Source organism: Deltaproteobacteria bacterium CG11_big_fil_rev_8_21_14_0_20_49_13 (assembly GCA_002796305.1).
Lineage (GTDB): Bacteria > UBA10199 > UBA10199.
In genome coordinates this window covers 1-25,338 of the sequence record PCWZ01000002.1, presented here as the reverse complement: position 1 = coordinate 25,338, position 25,338 = coordinate 1, and the positions used below count along the sequence as shown (strand labels likewise).

The following is a 25,338-nucleotide window of genomic DNA, read 5'->3' as shown; positions in this document are numbered from 1 at the left end:
GTCGGCCGAGCCCCAACTAAATGCGAAAACATGTGCAAATCAGCGCCTTCTGAAAGAACGTCCACATTAAAAACCGCCTCTATTTCACCGCGTTCCACAGCAGACAATACGCTTTTCAATACGCCGTCATGTGTGTGACCCGATACGATAGCCACTATGCCGTCTGTTGTACCGTCGCGATATTCTACAAGAGCTTCACCAATTTCCCTTTCGTTTATCCTTCCACGGTTGTTACCGATAACCTTCAAACTTCTGTTTTTTAAATCTCCGCCCTCGTTATTTGCAAAATACTGTGCATAACCCTCCGCCATCATTTTTGCGTGGTTCAAATCGACGGCAAATACCAATGTACTGCGTAAATTCGCTTTTCTGCCTGGACGTGTGTCTTGTCGCATGCCATGTTTTTCCAACTGCTCGTATATTCTAGTATTGCGACAAGGACGCCCAAGTAACGTATTTTCCAGATCTTGAGCATTAAACTCTTCGCCTGTGCGATTCACTCTGACGGCGCTTAAATCAATTCCGCTATCTACTCCAACAACATACGTTCTCGGCAAAACGCCGCTTCTCATCAAAGAAATCTCTCCAACCCTAGCTATATAAGGCCCTTCGCGCCCTGTTGGAGTTGCCGTAAATCCTGCACGATACAATTGCGGGGAAATTGTACGCAACACTCTCATCAACTCTTTCCAGCTCTCTTTGCCGCCGGCTCCTTTAGTTCCCAAATGATGAACCTCGTCTATTGCAACCATTCTGACACTGTTTCCGTTCAACTCTCCTCTCAAATTTATACCAAATTCAGCGCGCCTCTCTTCTGTGTTAACCGTCGGTATGCTCACAACCACCACGTCTCCGGTTAAATCCTTGTTTTCCGCTTTATATTCGGTGACTTTTAGCGCACGCCTAAATACTTGAATAAAATATTCTTTTAACAAGAGAACAGGGTCAGGCTTTCCTAATTAGCTATTAACAAAGTCTATCATTTTTCATAGTTCGTTATGCGTGGCGCGTAAACCAAGAATTGAATTTCCGGGAGCATTCTATCATGTCATTACAAGAGGCAATAACAGGCAAAAGGTGTTTGTTGATGAAGAAGATTATTGCGCATGAGATTATTAAGATGGCCGACGCTCAAGCGGGAGACTTTGAATATCGCAACTTGAGCATTGAAGATGTTGTAAAAATCGTGGCGGAACAAACCGGCGTTGGGCGAGAAGCGATCAGGTCTATTAGCAGAGAGAGGGTTGGAGTCAAAGCAAGGGGAATGGTGGCGTATATTTGCAGATCGTCATGCGGAAAGAAGACCAAGGAAGTTTGCAGATATTTTGGGAGAAGCGAACCGGTGTTGTCCAAATCCTTAAAGAAGATCGAAATTGAGATAACAGATCGAGAGTCTAATACGTCAAAGGTGATACGTAAAATAACTTCATACATAAAAAAGAAATATCCTCCCTGTTTTGTGCGTGAAATCAAATAAGCTAATTAGGAAAGCCTGACCCCTTTTTAAGAATAAACCGTCGGCTCCTTGTGGACGCCGGTATCACGAATATCGACATCATATCCATCTGCAATCATTGCGACAGCCGTTTCGCATCGTACCGCCGTGACCGCTCAGAAGAAAGAATACAGGTCAATTTTATCTGCTTAAAATAAAAGACCCGCTCCGGGCTCTTCCCAAGCGGATCTTTGTATTTCAAATATATTTCTCTTATTCTTTAGTTTCCGTGAATTCGGCGTCAACGACCTTTTCGTCCTTCTTCTTGTCTTCGCCGTCTCCGCCTTCTTTTTTCGGTTCGCCTTCGGCTCCCGGCGTTCCGCCTGCTCCCGGCTGGGAAGCGCCGGCTTTATACATTGCCTCGGCCATCTTGTGGCTGGCGGCCGTTAGTTTTTCCATCGCGCTCTTGATACCTGCTATCTCCTTTGCCTCGATGGCCTTCTTGCAGTCGGCTATAGCGTCGTCTATCGCCTTTGCGTCACCTACCGGCACTTTTTCCCTGTTCTCTTTCAATACCTTTTCGGTGTTATAGACGAGGGCGTCTGCCTGGTTCCTTACGTCTATTTCTTCACGTCGTTTTTTATCGTCCGATTCATGTTCCTTGGCGCTTTTAACGATACCGTCGATATCGTTCTTGTCAAGTCCGCTCGACGCGGTAATGGTTATATGCTGTTCCTTGTTCGTGGCCTTGTCCTTTGCGGTAACATGGACGATACCGTTGGCGTCGATGTCAAATGTAACTTCGATCTGCGGCACGCCGCGCGGTGCAGGAGGGATACCGTCCAGAATAAAGCGGCCCAGGGTCCTGTTGTCGGCTCCCATTTCGCGTTCTCCCTGAAGGACGTGTATCTCAACGCTTGCCTGGCTGTCTGCGGCCGTTGAGAATATCTGGCTCTTTCTTGTCGGGATAGTGGTGTTGCGTTCGATAAGTTTTGTCATCACTCCGCCCAGGGTCTCGATACCGAGAGAAAGTGGAGTTACGTCGAGCAACAGTACGTCCTTTACATCACCGGCAAGAACGCCTGCTTGTACCGCAGCGCCTGCGGCGACCACTTCGTCCGGATTGACGCCTTTGTGAGGCTCTTTGCCAAAGTAGTTTTTGACCATCTCCTGAACCTTGGGGATGCGGATGGAACCGCCAACGAGCACGACTTCGTCTATTTCAGAGGGTTTCTTTCCCGCGTCGGCCAGCGCCTTTTTGCAGGGTTCAAGAGTCCTCTGAAGGATGTCGTCGACAAGCGATTCGAACTTGGCACGGTTCATCTTCATAACAAAGTGCTTAGGTCCCGTCTGATCGGCGGTTAAGAAGGGGAGGTTAACCTCTGTCTCCGTGACGTTCGAAAGCTCGATCTTAGCCTTTTCGGCCGCTTCCCTTAAACGCTGAAGCACCATTTTGTCGTGGCTCACATCTATGCCGGTATCCTTCTTGAACTCGGCAATGAAATGTTCCATTAGGCGCTGATCTATGTTGTCACCGCCAAGATGCGTGTCGCCGTTGGTCGACACGACCTCGACAACGTTCTGGCCGACATCCAATATGGAAACATCGAAGGTGCCGCCGCCAAAATCGAAGACCGCTATTGTTTCATCTTTTTTCTTGTCTAGACCATAAGCAAGCGCCGCCGCCGTAGGTTCGTTGACAATACGCTTGACATTTAGCCCGGCGATTTGACCGGCGTCCTTTGTTGCCTGGCGCTGGCTGTCGTTGAAATAGGCGGGAACGGTGATAACAGCGTCCGTTACCGTTTCGCCAAGATAATCTTCGGCCGCTTTTTTGAGTTTACGAAGGACATGAGCAGAAATTTCCGGAGGAGACAGCTTCTTGTCGTTTATCTGGACCATCGCGTCGCCGTTATCGTCCTTGAAGACCTTGTAGGGGACCATCCTGATCTCTTCCGGAACCTCATCATACTTGCGACCCATGAAACGCTTGATGGAGTAAACCGTGTTCTCGGGGTTGACTATGGCCTGACGTTTGGCTATTTTTCCAACGAGAATTTCGCTCTCTTTGGTCCACGCGACAACAGAAGGGGTTAACCTGTCACCCTCTTCATTTACCAAGATCTTGGGCTGGCTGCCCTCCATTATTGAGACGACCGAGTTGGTCGTTCCAAGGTCTATGCCTATCATTTTTCCCATATTTTTCGCTCCTTTACGTTAAAAACACACCAAACCTCTATTACTCTACCCGGACGTATATATATGTTCGCTACCATACAAGTCAAGGCGGCATAACCGATTTTTTAAAATAATTTTGCATATCGGCAAGATTGTGGTATAAACGCCCGACTCGAACGACCCAAAACAAAGGAGGGGAGAATGAAGAATGTACTAGTAGTGATGGTAGCTGTCGCATTGGCCGCAGGCGTTGCCTTTAAGGCGAGCGCGACAGACACTGCTGCCATGAAGGTGAAGGAAACAACAAAGACGGTCGGAAGCGAAACGATCACCACAGAAAAGGCAAAAGTAAAAACCCCCGAAATGAAGGAAAAAGTAAAAGAGGTGACCACCACAACGAAGAACGAGACCGTAACTGACACAAAGGTCAGCGAAAAATACAAAAAAGGCGATCTCAAGAAAGAAACGATAAAGACAGATGTTGAAAAGACCGGAGAGTTCACCAAGAAGACCACAACGGTCGCTATCAAGCCGGGAGCCGGTGATGTTAAGAAAGACGTAGTCACGATCAAGAGCTTCAATGAGTATGATCCCAAGAACGCAATGGACAATACGGTCCTTGTATTAAATAACCAAAAGCAAGTTGAGTTGCCCTTGGCTTCGAACTGGAAGCAGAATCATGTCCAGAAATTTAAGGCAAAAGAGGTCACCATCACATCCACATACAATCCTGCAAGAAACAGCTATGAGGTCACGGACATACAGCCAACCAAGTAATGTGGGTCAAAGGCAGTTAAAAAGTGGTATAAAAGTTGTATCTATAGAAAGCCCCGGTGAAAGTAAGACACCGGGGCTTTTTTTGTAGATGAAGTTATTGACTTTTCAGCAAAAATACCTATCTTGAGCGGCGCAATGAACAAACGTGATTACTACGAAATATTGGGCATCAAAAGGGACTCCGATTCCGGCGACATAAAAAAGGCCTATCGTCAGGCCGCAATGAAATACCACCCTGATAGAAATCCCGACGATAAAAAGGCCGAGGAACAGTTCAAAGAAGCGAGCGAGGCCTACGAAGTCCTTTCGGATTCACACAAGCGGCAGTTATATGATTCATATGGCCATGCTGGCCTTGAAGGGGCTGGCTTCAGGGGTTTTTCCGGAGTTGACGATGTCTTCAGCTCGTTCGGCTCCATATTTGAGGAGTTCTTTGGCGGAGGCATGGGTGATTTCAGCTTTGGCGGAAGAAAGAGAAGCCGTGCACGTCAGGGGGCGGACCTTCGTCACGATATATCCATTTCATTTGAAGAGTCGGCGTTCGGTGTCGAAAAAGAGGTCTCTGTCACAAAACAGGTAATATGCACGATATGTCACGGTTCCGGCGCCGCCGAAGGGACATCGAGAGAGACCTGCAAGACCTGCGGCGGAAGAGGGCAGGTCGCTCATTCTCAAGGGTTCTTCATGTTACAGACCACATGTCCCAAATGCCACGGCGAAGGGACGGTCATCTCAAAACCTTGCGGTGAATGCAGAGGGTATGGGAGAGTTCGTGCATCAAAACAGATAAGCGTTAAAGTACCTGCCGGTGTCGAAGACGGCATGAGGCTCATATTAAGAGGTGAAGGCGAAGCGGGCGAATCAGGCGGTCCGGCCGGAGATCTTTATGTTGTGGTCTCTATAAAAAGTCACGATCTCTTCAGGCGCGACGATGACAATGTAATAATAAGGCTCCCCTTATCATTCCCTCAGGCGGCCGTGGGAACTAAATTGACCGTTCCAACCCTTTATGGCAATGAAGAGATAGATATCCCCGCCGGAATCGAAACGGGTGAATATATAAAGATGAAGCATAAAGGTTTTACCAACGTTCATTCCAGAAAGAAGGGGGATCAGATAGTCGAGATCTTTGTTAAGACGCCAAAGAAACTTTCAAAGAAGCAGAAAGAACTGTTGGAAGAGTTCATCAGATCTTAAAAATAATGGACGCAAGACTTCAACATTTGACCACCCCGGACAAACTAAGGCTCTACTTTGAACTTTGGATCCCGAACCAGCCCAAGGCCGCCATAGTCTTTGTCCACGGTTTGGGGGATCACATCGGCAGATATGCCGAATTCGCAAAATATCTCATCGGCAAAAATTACGCCCTGTGTATGTATGACCAGCGAGGTCACGGCCGCAGCGGCGGCAGAAAAGCGCATTGCCATTCTTTTAACGACTATCTTCGCGACCTTTCGCAGGTAGTTGACATGGTCCATGCGTCGGCGCCCGGCGTTCCTCTGTTCCTCATCGGGCATAGTTTCGGCGGTCAGGTAGCCATCAACTTCGTTGCAAGGTATGCGAAGGGGGTGAGGGGCCTCGTCGCGCTCTCTCCTAACATCGAACCCCTCATAAAGATACCGGGTTGGAAAAAGAAACTTGCAGGAAAGATATCAAAAGTTCTCCCCATCATAAGGTTCTACACTCATGCTCAGCCTTCCCATCTCTCCCACGATGAGCAGGTCGTTGAGGCCTCACGGAGCGATCCCCTCATGCACTGGCATGTTACGGCAAGGCTGGGCACGGAGATCTTGAAGAACCTCTCCGGCATCCACCGCCTTGCATATAAGGTCAAGGTGCCGTCGATATTCATGCACGGAAGCGAGGATAGGATATGCTCAATCGAAGGGACAAGAAAGTTCTATTTCAGCCTTCTCGTTCAAAATAAGGAGATGAAGATCTATCCCGGTTTTTACCACGAGCTCCTTCATGAAGTTGAAAGAGAAAAAGTGCTCGTTGATATAGGCAACTGGCTCAACAATCAGATCATCGCCTTCAAAAGGATAGCAAGGGCGGATGAGGAAGGACATATATATGAAAAAGAAGCTCCTGATCTATGGCGTCATGTCAATAACGATACTGTCGATCATCGCACCTGATATCTCGCACGCGGGCCGGAGTTATCTAAGAACGCTCAACAAGTGGACAAAGACCGGAAGGGTCTTTGCGTTCGAAACACTCGACGCCATTTTGATATGGAAGGCGACATATCTTTCCATCGAACTCCTCGATGCTCAGCGCCAGCTGATCCATGAAAAGAAAATGGATCAGGACATCCCGATCGAAATTCCCGAGGGGGTCGGTTTCTTTGTGACGGTCTTCGTAAAGAAGGAGCTACGTGAATTTTCCATGGATAAGAATTCGGTCTGGAAGATCGTGTTGATAGGCGAGAACGGCGAAGAGATCCAGCCTTTCAAGGTAGACCCGATCCCTCGCACACCCACCTATTGGATCTTGTATCCCCATCTTGACGGATGGCAAAAGGCTTATTACGTGGAGTTCCCTAAGATCGGGCTCGGAAAAGAGCCAAAGCTGATTTTAAGAAGCATAGTTGCGCAGTCGGAGCTCAAATGGAACCTTAAGTAGAAAGAATGGTATCCCTCTTTAAGTTCTCGACCTTGTTCGGATGGTCCAGATTGTAATGAAGGCCTCTGCTCTCTTTCCTTGAAATGGCAGAGCGGATCACAAGCTCGGCGACGACCGCCAGATTTCTAAGCTCCACAAGATCTGATGTGACGGTGAAGTTCCAGTAATACTGATTTATCTCTTCTTTCAAGAGCTCTATCCTTGCTAGCGCGCGTTCAAGCCTCTTGTCTGTTCTTGCAATGCCCACGTAGTTCCACAAGGTTCTTCTTATCTCGTCCCAGTTCTGGGTGATGACCACCGACTCGTCGCTGTCGACCGCTCCTCCGGGGTTCCATGCGGGCATTCTGACGCTCTTTTTTGGCATATCATCTATTATTTCCAGAGCTCTATTTGCCGCCCTTGCGGCAAATACCACCGACTCCAAGAGTGAATTGGAGGCAAGCCTGTTCGCCCCGTGAAGTCCGGTACACGCATTCTCTCCGCAGGCAAAAAGTCTGTGCAGACCTGTCTCGGCATCTTTGTTGGTAAGGATTCCGCCGCAGAAATAATGCGCGGCGGGAACGACAGGTATCGGCTCCTTTGTCATATCGATGCCGCAGGAGAGGCATCGTTTATATATGTTAGGGAAACGCTTTTTAATGAACGAAGGTTTCTTGTGAGTGATATCGAGGAGTACGTATTCATTACCGGTGCGCTTGAGCTCTTTATCTATGGCCCTTGCCACGATGTCTCTTGTAGCAAGGCTTTCTCTGGCGTCATATTTTTTCATGAACCTGCTTCCGTCCGCCAGTCGTAAAATACCGCCCTCGCCGCGCACCGCCTCGGATATAAGGAACGATTTTGCCTTCGGATGGAAGAGACATGTCGGATGGAATTGCACGAACTCCATGTTCCCGATCATGGCGCCGGCCCTGAACGCCATCGCTATACCGTCGCCCGATGCCGTATCGGGGTTTGATGTGTATAAGTATACCTTTCCCGCGCCGCCTGTTGCGAGGAGGGTAATGCGCGCAGAAAATGTCTCGATCTTCCTCCTTTTTACATCAAGGACATAAGCGCCGTAGCACTCCTGTGTTACCAGCGATCTCTTCAGTTTTTTGTCGGTGATAAGGTCTACTGCAATATGATTGTCGTAGAGTGTTATGTTCGGATGATTGGCGATCGCCTGAAGCAGGGCGCGTTCTATCTCCTTGCCGGTGAAGTCTCCCGCATGAAGGACCCGCCTGTGGGAATGGCCTCCCTCCATGGTAAGATCAAATGGAGCGTCTTCGCTCTTTGTAAATCTAACTCCCCAGTCAACGAGGTTCTTTATCTGCCTCGGACCTTCACTTACGACCATCCTTACGATCTCTTCATTGCAAAGTCCGTCGCCGGCGCGTATCGTATCATCAACATGGCTCTCAAAGGAATCGGCCTCGGAGATAACGGAGGCAATTCCGCCCTGGGCGTATGCTGTAGCCGACTCATCGCCCTCTTTTTTTGTGACGATAACGACCTTTCCATTTGACGCAACCGATAACGCGTAGGAAAGTCCTGCGATGCCGCTACCTATGACCAAAAAATCGCTATTTATCTGCATGTATTTTGCGGATGATACTTGGTAGTTTTATTAAGTCAAGCCGATTCAGGGCCGAGCCTCAAAAAAACTCAATAAAAACAATAGAATTTGTTTGCCAATTTGAGAAACTTCGTGTAAAATGGGCCCCATAGAACCCTTAAATTTATTAAATAATTTCGTGGCGTTATGCTGAAACAATATTCTTGGTTGTTACACATACTTTTTATCCTTGTCGTATCGTTCTTTGCGGCCAAGATATCCAATGTTTATCTGGGCAGGATGTTCGAAGTAAAAAAATCTATCGGCGTCCTTAAAACTTCGGAAGCGCCGGCAGAGAGTCCCCAGCCAAAGAGCGAAGATGATTACGCTGTCATCAAACAGAGGAACATTTTTGATTCAAGCGAGTCAATTGTAGATACAACAGCTGAGGGAGGGGCCGATTCCGCGTATATTCCCGGAGGTGAGGCGGTGAGGACAAGCCTTGGTATAAAGGTCCTTGCGGTACTTGTGATGGGAGAGGGTAAAGATAAGCGTTCTTCCGCCACTATAGATTCCGGCGGAAGCGGAGGGATAGATGTCTACGGGGTTAACGACGAAAGATCGTTTTCCCCGGGGGTTAGGCTTGTGCAGATAAAACCGGACAGGATCGAGTTCATCAGGAACAACCATCTGGAATACGCCGAGCTTGTAGAGAATTCTGGCGAATCGATATTCGGGCCTCCGAAACCTTTTGGATCTAGCGTGGCGTCAAAGGGCCCGGCGGCCGGCGATACAATAGCTGATTCGGCCGAAGGAAAATTCACCATAGATCAGAAGGAGATAGATAACGCCATACAGAACATTGATAAACTCTTCACAGAGATAAGGGCGGTCCCGAACTTTCAGAATGGCAAGGTCTCAGGCATGAAGATACTCTCGGTGAAACCCGGAAGCGTATTCTCAAAACTTGGTCTTAAACGCGGCGACGTTCTCAACAGGATAAACGGCATTGACCTTGATGTCAGAAAAGGTTTTGAGATATTCAGTCAATTAAAAGAACAAAAGAACCTTACTCTTGACCTCGTCAGGGGCGGGGCAAACCAAACGGTGGAATATGAGATACGATAAAAAGTTTAACAAGTTAAGATGCCTTTTATTTTTCGCGGTGTTCGGCCTTTTCCTGTTGACCGCATCTTCCTCCGTTAGATCCGCCCCCGAAACTCCTAAAGACCAACCTGCCCATGCTACCGAGCAAGACTCGCATGGTGACACCGCAGGTGCTCCGCCGGAAACAGCAAATGCGGCCGGACCCAATGGAGAGGAGATGGTCTTTCTCAACGTGCAGGACGCCGATATAAAAGATGTTATTAAGCAGATAAGCAAAGCTACCGGACGCAACTTCATCATCGACGACAAGGTAAGGGGAAAGGTCACGATCATCTCGGAAAAACCGATGACGAGGGAAGAAGCATATCAGACATTTCTTTCAGCGCTTGAGGTCGCCGGATATACTATAGTCAAGGGTCCGGCCGGGGTCATAAAGATAATTTCGCTCAAAGAGGCTATTCAAAATCCCATACCGACACATGTCGATACGACTCCCATTACCGATAGTTTTATTACAAGGCTCATCGCCCTTCAGAACATAAGCGCGGTTGAAATGTCGAACGCCATCAAAGGTCTCGTTTCAAGAGAGGGAAATCTTTTTGCCTATCCCGCTACCAATACGCTCATTATCACGGATTCGGGGACCAACATCGACCGTTTGATGAAGATAATCAAAGAGCTCGACCAGGAAGGGCCTCAGCAGGTGCTGGAGATCATCCCGGTAAATAACGCCAGTGCGCGTGATGTTGGTCAAATGGTCAATCAGCTCTTTGAACGGGAAAAAGCCGCCTCAAAGAGGAGTTCGCCAGGCAAAAAGGGAGGCGAGCTTGAAGAGATGGCAGAGGTGTCTAAGATAATTCCCGATGAAAGAACGAACGCCCTTATTGTGCTTGCGAGCAGGCGCGCCATCGACAAGGTGAGAAATATCATTCAGAAACTTGACCAGCGGCTCGATCCCACTAGAGAGGGAAAGATACATGTCTATTTCCTGAAGCATGCCCAGGCAAAACAGATGGCCGAGATGCTTTCAACTCTCACCTCCGGTTCGGGGGGTAGCAAAAGCTCCAAAGGGTCAAGCGCCGGTCCGCTTGTCGCAGAGTTTGAAGGCGGCATGAAGATAACTGCAGATGAGGCGACGAACTCTCTCGTTATTACCGCGACTCCCAAGGACTATCAAACTCTCATCGAAAAGGTTATTTCACAGTTGGATATTCCAAGAAGGCAGGTCTATTTGGAATCCGTTGTCATGGAGTTGACGGTAAGAAAAGGGGGCGACTACGGAGTGGGAGGGTTCGGCGGTCTATCCAAAGGCCCGTTCAAGGGATTTGTTACCGATCCCTATCCCGGGGCATCCGGCGGCGCCGGCATACTTTCTTCGTTCATGTCGGGGGCTGTTCCAACATTTCCGACGGGATTGTTAGGTGGGCTCATCGGAAACGGGACCGTGCCCATCACTATTGGCGATACGACCAAGAACATTCCCTCCGCCGGCATCTTCTTCTCGGCGCTTTCAACCTATGGAGATGCTAACGTCATATCAACTCCAAGTATCCTGACATTGGATAACGAAGAGGCAAAGATAGAGGTCAAAGGAAAGGAATACTACAAGGGTAATCCTCTCGTCAGCGCAACGGGAACCCAGTATTCAACGCAGGCATCAGAAACAGGGCTTATCTTGAAGATCACTCCTCAGATAGGCGAGGGCGACAATATTTCCATGAAGATAGAACAGTCTCTCTCAGATTTTTCAGGCGTCTCCAACGACCCACAGGTCCCGCGTCCCACGAAAGAGCGTTCTATCAAAACATCGGTCGTTACCAAAGACGGACAGACGGTGGTCCTTGGCGGCCTTATGGAGGACAAATCGGGAACCGACAAGTCAAAAATCCCGCTCCTTGGAGATATCCCGATACTCGGGAACCTCTTCAAAAGGACCACGATATCGAAACAAAAGGTCAATCTTCTCATATTCATAACGCCGCATGTTGTGAAGGACCCGACCGATTTTGCGGCGATCTTAAAGAAGAAGATAGAGGAGCGTAACAAGTTCATCGACGAGAACTACGGTAAGAGACAGCGCGCGGCCATCAAAAAATCGATCACCGACCATCGCGAAGATCTTCTAGAGTTCAAGGGCGATATGGAAAGGTCCTTTAAACCCGTTACGTCTGTGACCACCACGCCAATTCCTCAGGCGGCGAGACAGCCGGTGATAACGGCCCCGCAACAACCGCAGACGGAGCTTGGCGAAACAAGAAAGATGATGCATCCTGAAAGTTCAAACACGAAACCTATAGCGACGACACAAACTCCCGTAACGACAGGGTCGTCATCATACACTTCTACTCCTGCAACGGCGCCGCAGGGGCGCGTTAAGGCGCCGGTGATAAGCGTTCCGCCGCCGGCACCCGGGGCAAGGGGAGAGGAACTTGATCTGGCATATTAATTATGGAAGATAGATCCTTAGGAGCCATACTTTTAGAGACGACTACCCTGACCGAGGCACAGCTCGAGCAGTCGCTGGCCGTTCATCGCGAGAAGGGGATTAAACTCGGCGACGCGCTGATTCAGCTCAAGTTTCTCCGTACAGAGGATATCTTGAAGGCTCTCTCCATCCAGCTCGGATTCCCATATGAGAATAGAATAAATACCGATGACATTCCGGCCGACCTGATACAGAACCTTCCCATTAACTATTCAAAAAAGAACGAGGTCCTTCCGTTAAGAAAAGAGGGAAACGCTATAGTGGTTGCCGTTGCCGATCCCACAAATTTTTATGTTATAGACGATCTTCGCACATTGTTCGCGAGCGATATAAAACCTGTCATCGCCAGTTCATATGAGATAGTCAACGCCATCAACACGGTCTATAACCGAGCGACCGGTTCGGGCGAAGATGCGATGGGCGATCTTGATCAGAACATGGGGGAGATCAACGCCGATTTCGACGAGCCGGTGGATCTCCTTGATGCCACCGATGAGGCGCCTATCATAAGGCTCGTCAACTCGCTTCTTTTCCGCGCCGTTAAGCAGAAGGCAAGCGATATTCACATCGAACCTTTTGAAAAGGAGCTGGTCATCCGCTTCAGGATAGACGGCGTCCTTTACGACATAATGAACCCGCCAAAGCGCGCTCAGAACTCCATCATCTCGCGCGTCAAGATCATGGCGGGTCTTAACATCGCCGAAAAGAGGTTGCCGCAGGACGGCCGCATCAGGATAAAGATCGCGGGGAAGGATATCGACATCCGTGTTTCTACTATACCAACGGCCTTCGGCGAAAGCGTTGTGATGCGTCTTTTGGATAAGAGCGCGGTCCTTCTCGACCTTAATTCTCTGGGCCTTCAGGGAAGGCAACTCGACTGGATGCACGAACTTATCACTAAGAGCCACGGGATCATCCTGGTCACCGGCCCCACCGGTTCCGGTAAGACCACAACACTTTATGCCGCGCTTTCAAAGATCAACTCAAAAGATATAAAGATAATAACCATTGAAGACCCGATAGAATATCAGATCGCGGGGATAAATCAGGTGCAGGTCAATCCCAAGATAGAACTGACGTTCGCCGCAGGCCTTCGCGCATTCTTGCGTCAAGACCCAGACGTGATAATGGTCGGAGAAATTCGTGACAGAGAGACCGCCGAGATCGCCATTCAGGCATCGCTAACAGGCCATTTGGTCATTTCAACTCTCCATACCAACGATGCTCCGGCCACGGTCTCGAGGCTTGTCGAAATGGGAGTGGAACCGTTCCTTGTTTCTTCCTCGATCATAGGTGTCATCGCCCAGAGGCTGGTAAGAACCGTCTGTCACGATTGCGCAAAGAAATACAATCCTCCTGCCGAAGAGCTAGAAAAACTGGGTCTTACGCTTGATGACCTTCGAGGAAGACAGTTGTACAAGGCCGTCGGTTGCCCCAATTGTCTTGAAACAGGTTACATGGGACGACTCGCTATATACGAATTCATGCTCATGAACGATGAGATAAGGGCGGAGATCATGAAAGGGTCGGACGCTTCGTCTATTAGAAAGGTCGCGGCGGGCACCGGAATGACAACGCTCATGGGCGATGCGGCAACAAAGATATTGCAGGGGCTTACGACCGTGGAAGAGGTGTTAAGGGTGATTCAGGATAACGCTTAAAATATATGCCGGCATATTCATATTCAGGTATCAACGACAAGGGAAAGAACGTTACGGGCTCAATGGAGGCCGAGAACGAGAAGGTGGCGCGCGCAAAGCTCCGCAAATCAGGAATATTCCCGACCTCGCTTGCGCTCGGCGGATCGATAAGGTCCGCGAAAATGGGCCTTTCGGCGCAGTACGACTTTAAAAAGTTATTCAGCGGCATTAAGAAGCAGGAGGTATCGCTCATGACCCGCCAGATGTCGACGCTTCTTGCCGCGCACGTTCCGCTTGTCGATGCGCTTCAGGCGATGTCCGAACAAATATCGAACGAAAAATTAAAGAACATCGTTTCCGAAATGAGACAGAAGGTGGTCGAGGGGGCCAAGTGGTCGGATACCATGAAGGCCTACCCCAAGGTCTTCAACGGGATGTATATCAATATGGTCAACGCGGGTGAGAACAGCGGCGCCCTTGATATCGTCCTTTCAAGGCTCGCCGATTTCACCGAAAACCAGGATAAGATAAGGAGCAAGGTAACCGGTGCCATGATCTATCCCATAATCATGGGTGTAGTGGGTGTAGGCCTCATGACGGTCCTTTTGACCTTCATGGTCCCCAAGATGACGGCCATATTCAAGGGGCAGAAGATGGTGCTTCCCCTTCCTACCCGGATACTCATATTTATCAGCGGAACACTTTCAGACTATTGGTATATTATCCTTATATTACTTGGTGTTGGCATATACTTCTTAATGAAATGGATCAAGAGGCCGGCGGGCAGGGAATACAAGGACGGGCTACTCCTTAGAATGCCCGTCTTCGGAAATCTTGTGAGGCTTGTCGCTATATCAAGGTTTGCCCGCACGCTTTCAACCCTTCTGTCGAGCGGCGTTCCGATGCTTATGGCAATGGATATAGTCAAGAACGTCGTCGGGAACGTGGTCTTACTGAAGGCGGTAGAAGATACCCGCGACAGCGTAAAAGAAGGTGAATCGATCGCCGAGCCCCTCAAAAGGAGCGGGCATTTTCCGCCTCTTGTGACCCACATGATATCGATAGGTGAAAAGACAGGTTCGCTTGAAGGGATGCTTGAGCGCATCTCCGATACTTACGATGCGCAGGTAGACAACGCCGTCTCTACCATGCTCTCTCTGTTGGAACCGATACTGATCATGGTAATGGGCGGCGCCATTACGTTCGTTGTTATATCTATTTTATTACCCATTCTACAAATGGGTGATCTTGGTTCACTTGGAAGATAACCAAAGAAAGGAGCATGGTATGAACAGACTAAGGGGGATGGCGGGACAACGAGGTATGACGCTCATCGAAATATTGATAGTCATTACCATTTTGGGCCTTGTGATGACGCTTGTCGGGAGCAGGGTCATCAAACAGTTCGGTAAGGCAAAGATAAAGACCACACAGCTTGCAATGCATCAGCTCTCGCAGGCGATAACCGAATATCAGCTGGACCACAACAAGATCCCAACGGTCGGCGACGGACTTTCGTCATTGGAACCAGAATATATGGAAACAGTGCCCAACGACGGTTTTGGCAACCCTTTCCATTATGAGGTGCCCGGACAGAACGGCAAGCCGTTCGATATAATATCTGACGGTCCTGACGGAACGCCCGGCACAGAGGACGATATAAGACTATCCGAAGTGGGAAAATGACCCGAAACAAAGGATTCACGCTTATTGAAGTAATGATCGTGCTTGTCATCATTGCCACGATGGCATTCATAGGCACTTCTCTTCTTACGAACACCTTCCGCTCAAAGGCAAGGGAGCTTTCGTGGAGGATGGCGAGCACGATAAAGTATCTTTTCAATTCCGCCGTTACGGAGAATAAGACCAACAGGCTCGTCCTAGATTTCGAGAACAACACCTATTGGGCAGAAGGGACCTCTGAAAAGTTCCTTCTAGAGACCCCGGAAGAACAGGAAAAGACAAAAAGACTTAAAGAAGATCTGGAAAAGAACAAGGACAGGGAAGAGTCCAAAAAGGTCGAAGGGGCGACCTCCGAGTCCGGCGAGGAGGCCGCAAGTGAAGCGCCGGCGATCGAGCCTCTCGAGCCGACATTCGGCTCCATAGAAACGCCTCTTTTGGAGACAAAGAAGCTTCCTAGCGGCATCATGTTCAAAGATGTATACACAAGCCACGATAAGGAGCCGGTAGGCGGCGGCAGGGCATACATATACTTCTTTCAGAATGGATCGGCCGAGGCCGCTATCATTAATTTCAAGGACGAGGCGGATGAAAAACAGCTCTCGGTCAAGATAAATCCGTTCACCGGTGATGTTGACATACAGCCTGAATACAGAAAACTTGAATCAGTTAGCAAATAGTTCTTTGATATAATGTCCATTCCGCGACGTTAGAGATAAACAGGTAACTGACTGTCCATTCAGCCGCGCTTGAGGTATTTGCCTTTTCGGTCGTAAAACCTGTGCGGCTTTTAAAATCATAAAATTTGGCGTCTTCACTGCGACAAGCTCGTTCAGGCGCCAAATTTTAAAGCCACGACAGGTTTTACTTCCTCATACGGCAAACACCTCATCCCTCGCGTTCCGCTCGGGAACGCAAGCGGCTTCATGGACAGCCAGTCACCTGTTTAAACTCTAATGACTGCTTCACTAGAAAGTTGTCGCGTGTTTTGAAGGGGCGGGTGAGGTGTGAAAGCGACGTCGCGGAGGGCACGGCAACGGCAGCCCGTTTTATAACCGCCGTGACCGAGCGGCCCTAGGTGCCGGATTTGCGGCGTTTGAGCAAATCCGGACACCGGTCGCTTGAACACCTTACCCGCTCCTGCAAAACCGGTCGCATATTGGACATTATGGAAAGTTGATGATTTATATGAAAAAGGGATTCACACTTTTAGAGGTGATGCTGGCGCTCGCTATCTTCGCCTTTGCCATGACCGCGCTCGTGAGCTTTCACGCGCGCGGCTATGTAAACGACGCCAAGGCGAGACGCCTAAGCGTCGCCGTTGCCCTTGCCCGCGCAAAGATGACCGACACCCAGATTGATGTAGAAAAAGAGATAACAAAGGGGGCATTTCCTGAAGAAAAGTCGGACGCCGGGGAATTTGAAAAACCGTACGACGAATACAAATGGAAGGTGGAGATAAGAAAGGTCGAACTTCCGCTCCCCCCGCTGGGCGACAATGCAGGGGAGGCTAACAAACAGATGATGGAGATGATGACAAAGCAGATATCGGACGCCATCAGAGAGATAAAACTTACCATCTCCTGGATGGAGATGGAAACTGAAAAGTCGTTCAGCGTGACCACGCATATCGCTAAAATGTAATATGAATAAGAAAGGTTTCACATTACTTGAAGTCCTTATCGCCGTCTTCATCCTTGCCATAATGTCGATGATGATATGGCAGATCACATCCAACGCATATCGGGGCACCGAAAAGGCCGGCAAATATGACAGCGTTTTTCAGTATGCAAGGATATCGCTCAAAAGATTGACCGACGACCTTTCCATGGCGTTTCTTGTAGCGCCGGCCCTTCAGGGAAGAAAGTCGGACGGAACACCATATTTTGAGACGCAGTTCATAGGAGAGGACAGGGGAGACTCCGACTATGTCTATTTCATGAGCTTTTCCAACACAAGGCTCATCAAGAACGAAAAGAAGGGTGACGTGGTCAAGATCGCCTATTCTCTTGAGGAGTGTCCGGACAGCGAAGAAAAAAAGTCCTGCCTGATGAGGAAGGACCTCTTTTCGTTCGAGAAGGACATTAAAGATGCGGGCGTCTCTTTTCCCGTGGCCGAAAATGTCAAGAAGTTCAATCTTGAGTACTACGACACGGCCAAGAGCGAATGGAGAGGTGACTGGAACACGAAGGACCCCGTATATTTAGGCAAACTTCCGCGTGCGGTAAGGATAACGCTGGTATTCACAGATCCTAAGAGCGAAGAGGAAGAGATGTTTTTTACGACAGAAACATTGCTTCCTCTTTCCTCGGGTCTGATAGATTTTTAAGATGAGAAATCAAAAAGGCATAGCACTGATGATGGTCATCTCGGCGATCATGCTCCTCAGCATGGTGATACTCGAGTTCGTCTACAGCACTAACATCAATTACAAGATAGCGGTCAACGAAAGGGAGCGCCTGCAGGCCTTCTATCTTGCCGAGTCGGCGCTTAACCTGATGAAGGTGGAGATCAAGATAGACAAACAGCTCAAATATCAGATCGCATCTTCCCCTATAGCTTCGGCGATAAACAACCTCCCCATAAACTTGAGCGAGCCAATGTGCCAGCAGTTCCCGTTCTCAACGGCGCTTATAAGGGGCTTTTTTATGGGCGGCGCACTGCCGGTCATGCCCGGGTCCGAAGTGGCCGGGCCTGCGGAAGGAAAAGAGCCGGAAAAGGATAGTTCTGCAACGGCCTTCGAATCAGAGAGCGCGCAGGAATTCCTGGCCTTTGACGGTGATTTTGACGGACAGTGTGAGGACGAAGGCGGAAAGATAAATTTCAATTACTTCTACGGGGTCGATCCGGCCCAGCAGGCGCTTTCCGGCAACAACCCCTACGATTCCTATAAGATACTCATCGCGAACTTTCTGAAACAGGAGAGATTTAGCAAGCTTTTCACCGGCATCACGCCGGAGAAAATAGACGAATCGGTGAGGAACGTGGCCGACTGGGTGGATAAGAACGACGTGATAAACGAACTTGGGAACATGACGCAGGGGATGGAGGATTCGCTCTATACGAACGAGAACGATGCGAAACCGGTCAACGCCAAGCTCCTGTCGCTGGACGAGATCCATCTTGTGGACGGAATAGACGATACATGGTTCATGCCTGTCCAGGATATGTTCACCGTCTACGGTGATAACAAGGTCAATGTCTGTATAGCAGAGGACGAGGTGGTCTGGACGCTTATCCTTGCCTATGCCGCACAGAACCCCAATCTTCCGCCATTGAACCAGAAAGACCCCGAACTCAAGAAAAAGCTCGTTGATACGGTCAAATTCGGCTGTACCGGAGCCCAGGCACAGGTAAACAAGATAGCCGCCGACCTCGATGCGGCCCTTGGAATAGGTTCGCAGTCGCAAGGTTCAACTACCGGCGGCTTCGCCAATTTTATAACGACGGAATCCCGTTATTTTTCGTTAAAATTAACGGGACAAGTGAACGAGACTATGGTAAATATCATGACCGTTCTGGATATAAAAAATACCGATCCTAAAAGATGGAGAATGCTCTATTACAAAGTTTATTAGGTTGATAAGTTAGTAGGTTAATAGGTTAAAACCTTCAAATCTATAGGCCTTTAAACCGTTTTAGTTATGCCGCAGAACATATTAGGCATCGATGTCGGAAGTTATTCCATAAAGGCCGCCCAGATAAGGCGGACCTTTAAAAGCTTCGAAATGGTGAAGTTCTTCGAGCGTCAGATACAATATAGCGAACTTCTGACGCCGGAAGAGGCGACATCTGCCGCCATCACTGGCATCATTGAGGATAACGCGCTCACATGGGACCAGGCGATAGTCGGGCTTCCCGGACAATATGTATCTTCCAGGCTCATCACACTTCCTTTCGGCAGCAAAAAAAAGATAGACCAAACGATAGAGTTCGAGCTTGAGAACTATATCCCTTACGAACTTGCCGATGTCGTCGTTGATTACCACATCGTAAAACTTACCAAAGAATCTTCCAAGGTGCTTGTTATGTACGCCCCCAAGGGGAGTTTTGCAAAATACCTGACGCTACTTGAGAATTCAGGGGTAGACCCGAGGATCGTCTGCGTTGAAGGCGTGGAGCTGGTGAATCTTGTCAACTTGGGCATGGTCCCTCCGGAAGGCGTTTTTGCGCTTGTGGATGTCGGTCACAAAAAGACCACCGTCACTATCTGCAAGGGAAAGAATCTCATATATACGCGCACCATAATGATAGGCGGCTACCATTTTACGGATGCCATCGCCGCAAGGCTCAACGTCCCCACGGAAGAGGCCGAAAAATTAAAGATCGAAATGGGGCAGGTGAATCTTGAAAAAGAAGGGGCGCTCGACGACCTTACAAAACAGATATTCGAAACGATCAGAACGGTGGCCGACGAATTAACGCTTCACTTGCGCCAGACGTTCTTTGCATATCAGGATGAAGAGGGAGAAGCGGTCTCGGGTATCTATCTCTCCGGCGGTACTTCAAGGATGCCCGGCCTTGACCGTTATTTAACTGTCAAACTCAAACAGAATGTCGCATTTCTCGACTGTCTCGAGTTCCATTTTTCAAGACTTGAGTCCAGCGATGTTCACCTTCAGCTCATTCCTCAGGCGCTAGCTCTTGCGCTAAGAGGTGTTGCGCCCGCAGGCCTTCCTGAAATAAATTTCAGGAAGGACGAGTTCGTCTATAAGGGCGATGTTAAGGAGATAGGCGGCGGCATAAGAAAGATGGCCATAGCCGCGGCTGTCGTCATCATTCTGCCTGTCTCTTATTTCGGTATAAGATATTTTTCTCTCTCTAAGAAAGTCTCCGAAGTAAATAAGGACATCGCCAATCTTGTGGTGCAGGCCATACCCGATGTCAGTGTAAAGCGCCTTACCACCGCATCGGCGGCGTTGCAAACGGTAAAACAGCGCCGCAACGATGTGAGCGACAGGCTTGGGAAGCTCTCTATGGCCATGGGCTCATCCTCGCTTGACGTGCTTAGGGAGGCCTCGGCATCTTTTCCGTCGCGCGAAGAGGTTCAGGTAGATATAGAGGATTTCAATTACCAGGCCGGGAAACTAAAGATGGCAGGAAGGACCACCTCCTTCGAGGCGGTCGATAAGATAAAGGTCTCTCTCGATAAGAACCCCAAGTTCAAGAACGTCGCCACCGGCAACGTCAGAAAGGGCGTTAAGGACGAGATCAAGTTCGACATTACCCTTGATCTAAAAGGCCCGGAGTCAAGGACCGAAAAAACTTCGGAACAAAAACCTTCAAAGGGGAAGAAGACAGAAGGATTTTAACAAATGTCTCTTAAGAGCAGATACGCAATATTCGAACGTTTGAACCCGGAAGCCCTGTTCAACACCTTCCTCGGTATGCAGCCGCGCGAACAGATCATCGCAATGGTGGCTACCGGCATCATGCTTATCATCGTCATAGTCATGCCGATATCGCTTGCCGGTGGAAAGATATCCATGATGGAGAACGAGATATCGACCGGAAGGGAGAAGATAAACGACGTCATGAGGGAGATAGCAGACTACAACAGGGAAAAGGTCAAGCTTTCGGCCATAGAGTCCCAGATGAAATCGGGTTTTGACACCTCCATATCCACAACGCTTGAGAATATAGCCTCCCAGACCGGTGTTAAAGAGAACGTAGATTCTTTAAAAGAACGTCCGTTGATACCTTCTGAGATATACGATGAGTCAAGCGTAGATGTAAGGGTCTCAAAGCTCACCATCGCTCAGTTGATCGACTATCTTTATAAGATAGAGAGCGAAAGGACGCGTGTGCTGAGGATAAAACAGCTTCACGCCAAACCGCGCTACGACAATAAAAAATTAATGGACGCGTCGTTCACGGTGTCTACGTTCAAGCTCTCGGGCGAAGGCGGATGATAAAAGGCGGTACAGCGGTTCGGAAATCTATGATATAGTATTTAACAAAGGGCGCCTCTAAAAACCCATTGGCGTGTCATTGCGAGGAAGCGTAGTGACCGAAGCAATCTCCATAAATCAAGTGTTTATGGGGGATTGCCGCGCCCCTTCGGGGCTCGCAATGACAGAACAAGCAGGTTTTTAGAGGCGCCCCAAAAGTATTACTAACCAAAGGTTAAAATGCTATAATATGCCGAAATTGATCAGATACGTAGGATATATCGTTCTTTTTGTGATATCGTTCTTCTTCTTCCTCTATTGGACCTTTCCGTATGACATCCTGAAGGAGAGGATGGTCCAGGCCGCGATGCAGCAGTTAGGCGGAGATTACGATGTAAGGATAAGCGATTTTTCCCCGAGCTTTTTCACGGGCGCGACCCTTAAGAACGTTAAGATACTCAAACATTCTGGCGATCAGGTCTCCACCACATGGGAAGCGTCCAAAATAAAAGCGCGGACGAGCCTGTCATCTCTGCTTTTTGGCAGGAGCAACGTAAGTTTCGACATAATCAATAAGAAGAGCGAGATCGAAGGATCCTACAAGGCAACAGATGAGGGATTTAATTTTGAAAGCGACCTTTCGGATTTTAACATCGGGGACATGGGCTTTCTTACGGGCGACGGAACGGCAAAGCTCGTTAGCGCGATCGATGGCTCTATACGCCTGAACATAAACAATAAGCAGATAATCCAGAGCACGGGTTCAGCCAACCTTGACATCAATAACATAACGCTCAAGGAAGGGGAGTTGCGGTTCGGCGAAGGAGGGGCGTTCAATGTGCCGGAACTTTTCCTTGCCAAGAAAGGTTCCACGATAAAGATCGAACTTTCAAAGGGTTCTATTAAGGTCAAAGAGCTCAAGCTCAAGGACGGCGATCTCAATATGGACCTGACCGGAGACATCTTCATGTCATCATCGGCCAAGAATTACAGAATGAACCTGAGAGGGACGTTCTCCGTGAGCCAGAAGCTTGAACAGGCGGTCCCGATCCTCTTTATGGTAGAAAAACAAAAACAGCCGGACGGGACATATCCGATAACTATAACCGGAAGGCTGGGACAGCCTTCAATCAAGATCGGCGATTTCACCTTGCCACTCTAAAAAATGCCTCTCGATAAAGGGATAAAATACAGGACCCACAAAAGAAGGCGGCCTCTCATCCTTGTCACCAACGATGACGGGATCCATGCGGATGGACTTAAGGCGCTTGCATCTTCGCTGGCACGTGTTGGCGACATTCTTGTTGTTGCACCGACTACCGAACAGAGCGCCACCAGTCACGCGCTTTCTCTTTACAAACCCTTGCGCTGCGACAAGGTCCGAAAGAACGTCTACGGCGTGGATGGGACACCTACCGATTGCATAAATTTAGGCGTTCATTTGATCCTTAAAGGGCACAAGCCCGACCTTGTCTTCTCCGGGATCAACCGCGGGCCCAATCTGGGAGACGACATACATTATTCAGGCACTGTCTCCGCCGCAATGGAAGGCGGGCTCATGGGGATACCTTCCGTTGCCGTCTCGGTAGGATATATTACGAGGACCAAGGGAGAGCTGAAATATGGAGCGGCCGCCGCCTTTGCCGCAAGGGTGGCCTCGACCGTACTTGAAAAAGGTCTGCCAAAAGGGTTAATATTGAACGTAAATGTCCCGAGCAAAAATGCGCGTGAGATCAAAGGGCTCAAGATAACCTGCTTAGGAAAGAAGAACTATTCCAATATAATGTCCGAGAACATGGACCCAAGAGGCGGAAAGTATTACTGGATCCACGGAGAGGAGACCGGCTTTGATAATATCAAGGGTTCGGACTGCAACGCCATTTCTGAAGATCATATCTCGATAACACCTATCATTGTCGATCCCACTTCCCGTTCTTTTATCGGCAAAATGAAAAATTGGAGATTTTAATGTCGACCCGTCACGCTCAATATCAAAAATCCCATTTAACCGTTACGCAGAACGGCTACTACATCGCCCGTAAGAGGATGTTGGAGATGGACATAAGGCCCCAGATAAAGGACGGAAGGGTTCTTGCGGCCATGTCGAAGGTCCCCCGCGAAAGGTTCGTGCCGGAAGGCCTCGTCGCGCAGGCGTACAGCGACCGGCCGCTCAATATAGGCGAAGGGCAGACGATATCGCAGCCCTTGATAGTTGCAATGATGAGCGCGCTTTTGCACCTTAAGGGAACTGAAAAGATATTGGAGATAGGCACCGGCAGCGGTTATCAGGCGGCCATTCTTTGTGAGCTTGCCAAGAAAGTATATTCCATTGAAAGGATATCTTCTCTTTCTAACAGGGCGCGGCGGATACTTTATGAAATAGGTTATGTGAATTTTACGCTTAGGATAGGCGACGGAACGCTTGGCTGGCCGGAAAACGCTCCGTTCGACGGCATCATAGTCACCGCCGGAGCTCCGGTCATTCCTGAGGCGCTTGTAGAACAGCTTGCTGATGGCGGAAGGCTCGTCATTCCTGTCGGTGGCGAGGAGGTGCAGACGCTCAAGATAATCACAAGGATCGGGAGCTCTTTTAAGGAGGAGTCCGTTTCGGGCTGCAGGTTCGTAAAGCTTATAGGTGAATATGGGTGGAAGAAAGATGCATGAAGCATGGGCCATGAAGTGTAAGGCGGGATCCCTTAAAAGGGTTCTTCTTGCTTCTTGCTTCCTGTTTCTTGCCTCATTCCTCTTCTCCTGCGCTACCTCTTTCGACGCCAAGGGAAAGTTCCATCGTGTTCAGTCGGGCGAGACTATCTGGAGGGTCGCCAAGGCCTACAGAGTTTCCGTGCAGGACCTTGCGGAGCTGAACAATATCGAGGACGGAACCAAGATAGGACCCGGCACAAGGCTCTATCTACCCGATAGGCCCAAGAAGGAATCGTTCAAAAAACTGCCACGGAAAGAACGAGAGCAACTGTTCAACGCCCCGATCCAGACCGACCGCACAAGGTTCGTCTGGCCGGTCGGTGGCACAGTGGTGTCCAACTTCGGCATAAGGAACGGCCGGAGACACGACGGGATAGACATCGCCGCACGATCCGGCACGGTCATCAGGGCGGCGGCCGCAGGAAAGGTGGTCTTTTCGAGCAGGCTTGGAGGCTACGGGAACACTATTATAATAAGACATGACGATAATTTCTTTACCACATACGCCCACAACAGGCAGAACAAGGCAAAAAAGGGGGCTACGGTCAAAAAGGGGCAGATCATAGGTTTTGTGGGTGCGACAGGAAACGCAACAGGGGCCCATATACACTTTGAAATTCGTCATGGACAAAAAGCAAGAAATCCTCTATTTTTCCTGCCTGTCAAAAAATAACAGGAACAACCCAGGAACCACGTAGAAATTTTTTATTCTTATGGAGAAAGGATCGGATATGGAGTCGATACTCAAGGCAAGCATAAGGGATATCCCTGATTTCCCAAAACCCGGCATTATATTTAAAGATATCACCCCCATACTTTCCAACAGCGCCGTTTTTTCAAGGGTGATAGACGAGTTCGCGGCACGGTATTCCAAGAAAACGTTCGACACGATAATAGGAATAGAATCGAGGGGTTTTTTGTTCGGAGCATCGCTCGCCTATAAACTGGGCAAGCCGTTCGTGCCGGTCAGAAAAAAAGGAAAGCTCCCTTATAAAACAGTTGAAGCCACTTACGATTTAGAATATGGGTCTGCGACCATTGAAATGCATGTGGACGCCATTGACAAAGGCCACAAGGTAATAGTCATTGACGATCTCCTTGCTACAGGAGGCACGGCGGCGGCGACATGCGCTCTGGTCGAAAATCAGGGCGGGCATGTTGTTGAATGCGCTTTTGTTGTTGAGCTTGCGTTCCTTAACGGGCGCAACAAATTAAAAAGCGATGTCCACGCCCTCGCAACATACAATTAAGGGCGCCTCTAAAAACCTGCTTGTTCT

24 protein-coding genes are annotated in these 25,338 nt (G+C 49.1%); 21 read left to right on the top strand and 3 right to left on the bottom strand.

The features are described from left to right. On the bottom strand, window positions 1–935 hold a 935-nt coding region (locus tag COV46_00130; GenBank protein ID PIR18445.1), incomplete at its 3' end, for a hypothetical protein. Window positions 936–1,045: 110 nt separating this feature from the next. On the opposite strand from COV46_00130, the gene COV46_00125 reads away from it, so the two are divergent. Next, complete coding sequence (locus COV46_00125; protein ID PIR18444.1) at window positions 1,046–1,477, top strand: hypothetical protein; 432 nt, start codon at window positions 1,046–1,048, stop codon at window positions 1,475–1,477. A gap of 231 nt (window positions 1,478–1,708) precedes the next feature. Here COV46_00125 and COV46_00120 read toward each other — a convergent pair whose 3' ends face one another. Continuing rightward, window positions 1,709–3,634, bottom strand: a complete 1,926-nt coding sequence (locus COV46_00120; protein PIR18443.1) for a molecular chaperone DnaK — start codon at window positions 3,632–3,634, stop codon at window positions 1,709–1,711. 201 nt (window positions 3,635–3,835) lie between these two features. On the opposite strand from COV46_00120, the gene COV46_00115 reads away from it, so the two are divergent. The 4 genes from COV46_00115 to COV46_00100 all read left to right on the top strand — a co-directional run bounded on the left by COV46_00115 (window position 3,836) and on the right by COV46_00100 (window position 7,018). After that, the gene (locus tag COV46_00115) at window positions 3,836–4,390 is read left to right on the top strand and encodes a hypothetical protein (protein ID PIR18442.1); all 555 of its coding nucleotides are present in this window, start codon (window positions 3,836–3,838) and stop codon (window positions 4,388–4,390) included. 135 nt (window positions 4,391–4,525) lie between these two features. Beyond that, window positions 4,526–5,587, top strand: a complete 1,062-nt coding sequence (gene dnaJ / locus COV46_00110; GenBank protein ID PIR18441.1) for a molecular chaperone DnaJ — start codon at window positions 4,526–4,528, stop codon at window positions 5,585–5,587. Window positions 5,588–5,592: 5 nt separating this feature from the next. After that, a complete protein-coding gene (locus tag COV46_00105) occupies window positions 5,593–6,531 on the top strand; it encodes a hypothetical protein (protein PIR18440.1) in 939 nt (312 codons plus the stop codon). Beyond that, window positions 6,497–7,018, top strand: coding sequence for a hypothetical protein (locus COV46_00100; protein PIR18439.1), 522 nt, complete (start codon window positions 6,497–6,499; stop codon window positions 7,016–7,018). The genes COV46_00105 and COV46_00100 overlap by 35 nt, the downstream gene beginning before the upstream one ends. Here COV46_00100 and COV46_00095 read toward each other — a convergent pair. Beyond that, window positions 7,011–8,597, bottom strand: a complete 1,587-nt coding sequence (locus tag COV46_00095) for an L-aspartate oxidase (GenBank protein ID PIR18438.1) — start codon at window positions 8,595–8,597, stop codon at window positions 7,011–7,013. The genes COV46_00100 and COV46_00095 overlap by 8 nt on opposite strands. Before the next feature lie 165 nt (window positions 8,598–8,762). Between COV46_00095 and COV46_00090 the strand changes: the two genes are divergently transcribed. The 16 genes from COV46_00090 (at window position 8,763) to COV46_00015 (ending at window position 25,311) form a co-directional block, all read left to right on the top strand. Then, complete coding sequence (locus tag COV46_00090; protein ID PIR18437.1) at window positions 8,763–9,683, top strand: hypothetical protein; 921 nt, start codon at window positions 8,763–8,765, stop codon at window positions 9,681–9,683. After that, entirely contained in the window at window positions 9,670–12,108 is a 2,439-nt protein-coding gene (gene gspD, locus COV46_00085; protein PIR18436.1) for a type II secretion system protein GspD, read from the top strand. The genes COV46_00090 and gspD overlap by 14 nt, the downstream gene beginning before the upstream one ends. A gap of 2 nt (window positions 12,109–12,110) precedes the next feature. Then, window positions 12,111–13,808 carry a type II secretion system protein GspE gene (gene gspE, locus COV46_00080; protein ID PIR18435.1) on the top strand — a complete coding sequence of 566 codons (1,698 nt, stop codon included), beginning with the start codon at window positions 12,111–12,113 and terminating at the stop codon, window positions 13,806–13,808. A 5-nt stretch (window positions 13,809–13,813) separates the two neighbouring features. Next, a complete protein-coding gene (gene gspF, locus COV46_00075) occupies window positions 13,814–15,055 on the top strand; it encodes a type II secretion system protein GspF (GenBank protein ID PIR18434.1) in 1,242 nt (413 codons plus the stop codon). Window positions 15,056–15,074: 19 nt separating this feature from the next. Then, complete coding sequence (locus tag COV46_00070) at window positions 15,075–15,473, top strand: type II secretion system protein GspG (GenBank protein PIR18433.1); 399 nt, start codon at window positions 15,075–15,077, stop codon at window positions 15,471–15,473. Then, window positions 15,470–16,147 (top strand): hypothetical protein, encoded by a 678-nt coding sequence (locus COV46_00065; GenBank protein PIR18432.1) that lies wholly within the window; start codon window positions 15,470–15,472, stop codon window positions 16,145–16,147. Before COV46_00070 ends, COV46_00065 begins: the two co-directional genes overlap by 4 nt. Window positions 16,148–16,646: 499 nt before the next feature. Further along, entirely contained in the window at window positions 16,647–17,111 is a 465-nt protein-coding gene (locus COV46_00060) for a hypothetical protein (GenBank protein ID PIR18431.1), read from the top strand. Window position 17,112: 1 nt separating this feature from the next. Beyond that, the gene (locus COV46_00055) at window positions 17,113–17,796 is read left to right on the top strand and encodes a hypothetical protein (GenBank protein PIR18430.1); all 684 of its coding nucleotides are present in this window, start codon (window positions 17,113–17,115) and stop codon (window positions 17,794–17,796) included. Window position 17,797: 1 nt separating this feature from the next. Beyond that, window positions 17,798–19,045 (top strand): hypothetical protein, encoded by a 1,248-nt coding sequence (locus COV46_00050; protein ID PIR18429.1) that lies wholly within the window; start codon window positions 17,798–17,800, stop codon window positions 19,043–19,045. A gap of 66 nt (window positions 19,046–19,111) precedes the next feature. Next, complete coding sequence (locus COV46_00045) at window positions 19,112–20,779, top strand: hypothetical protein (GenBank protein PIR18428.1); 1,668 nt, start codon at window positions 19,112–19,114, stop codon at window positions 20,777–20,779. A gap of 3 nt (window positions 20,780–20,782) precedes the next feature. Next, window positions 20,783–21,379: a hypothetical protein gene (locus COV46_00040; GenBank protein PIR18427.1), complete on the top strand. Its 597-nt coding sequence runs from the start codon at window positions 20,783–20,785 to the stop codon at window positions 21,377–21,379. A gap of 229 nt (window positions 21,380–21,608) precedes the next feature. Continuing rightward, entirely contained in the window at window positions 21,609–22,520 is a 912-nt protein-coding gene (gene gspN, locus COV46_00035) for a type II secretion system protein GspN (GenBank protein PIR18426.1), read from the top strand. Between the two features lie 3 nt (window positions 22,521–22,523). Further along, window positions 22,524–23,327 carry a 5'/3'-nucleotidase SurE gene (locus COV46_00030; GenBank protein PIR18425.1) on the top strand — a complete coding sequence of 268 codons (804 nt, stop codon included), beginning with the start codon at window positions 22,524–22,526 and terminating at the stop codon, window positions 23,325–23,327. Then, on the top strand, window positions 23,327–24,022 hold the full coding sequence (locus COV46_00025) for a protein-L-isoaspartate O-methyltransferase (protein ID PIR18424.1): 696 nt from the start codon (window positions 23,327–23,329) through the stop codon (window positions 24,020–24,022). Before COV46_00030 ends, COV46_00025 begins: the two co-directional genes overlap by 1 nt. Further along, window positions 24,000–24,734 (top strand): hypothetical protein, encoded by a 735-nt coding sequence (locus COV46_00020; GenBank protein ID PIR18423.1) that lies wholly within the window; start codon window positions 24,000–24,002, stop codon window positions 24,732–24,734. The genes COV46_00025 and COV46_00020 overlap by 23 nt, the downstream gene beginning before the upstream one ends. A gap of 58 nt (window positions 24,735–24,792) precedes the next feature. Next, window positions 24,793–25,311: an adenine phosphoribosyltransferase gene (locus COV46_00015; GenBank protein ID PIR18422.1), complete on the top strand. Its 519-nt coding sequence runs from the start codon at window positions 24,793–24,795 to the stop codon at window positions 25,309–25,311. Window positions 25,312–25,338: the final 27 nt, after the last annotated feature.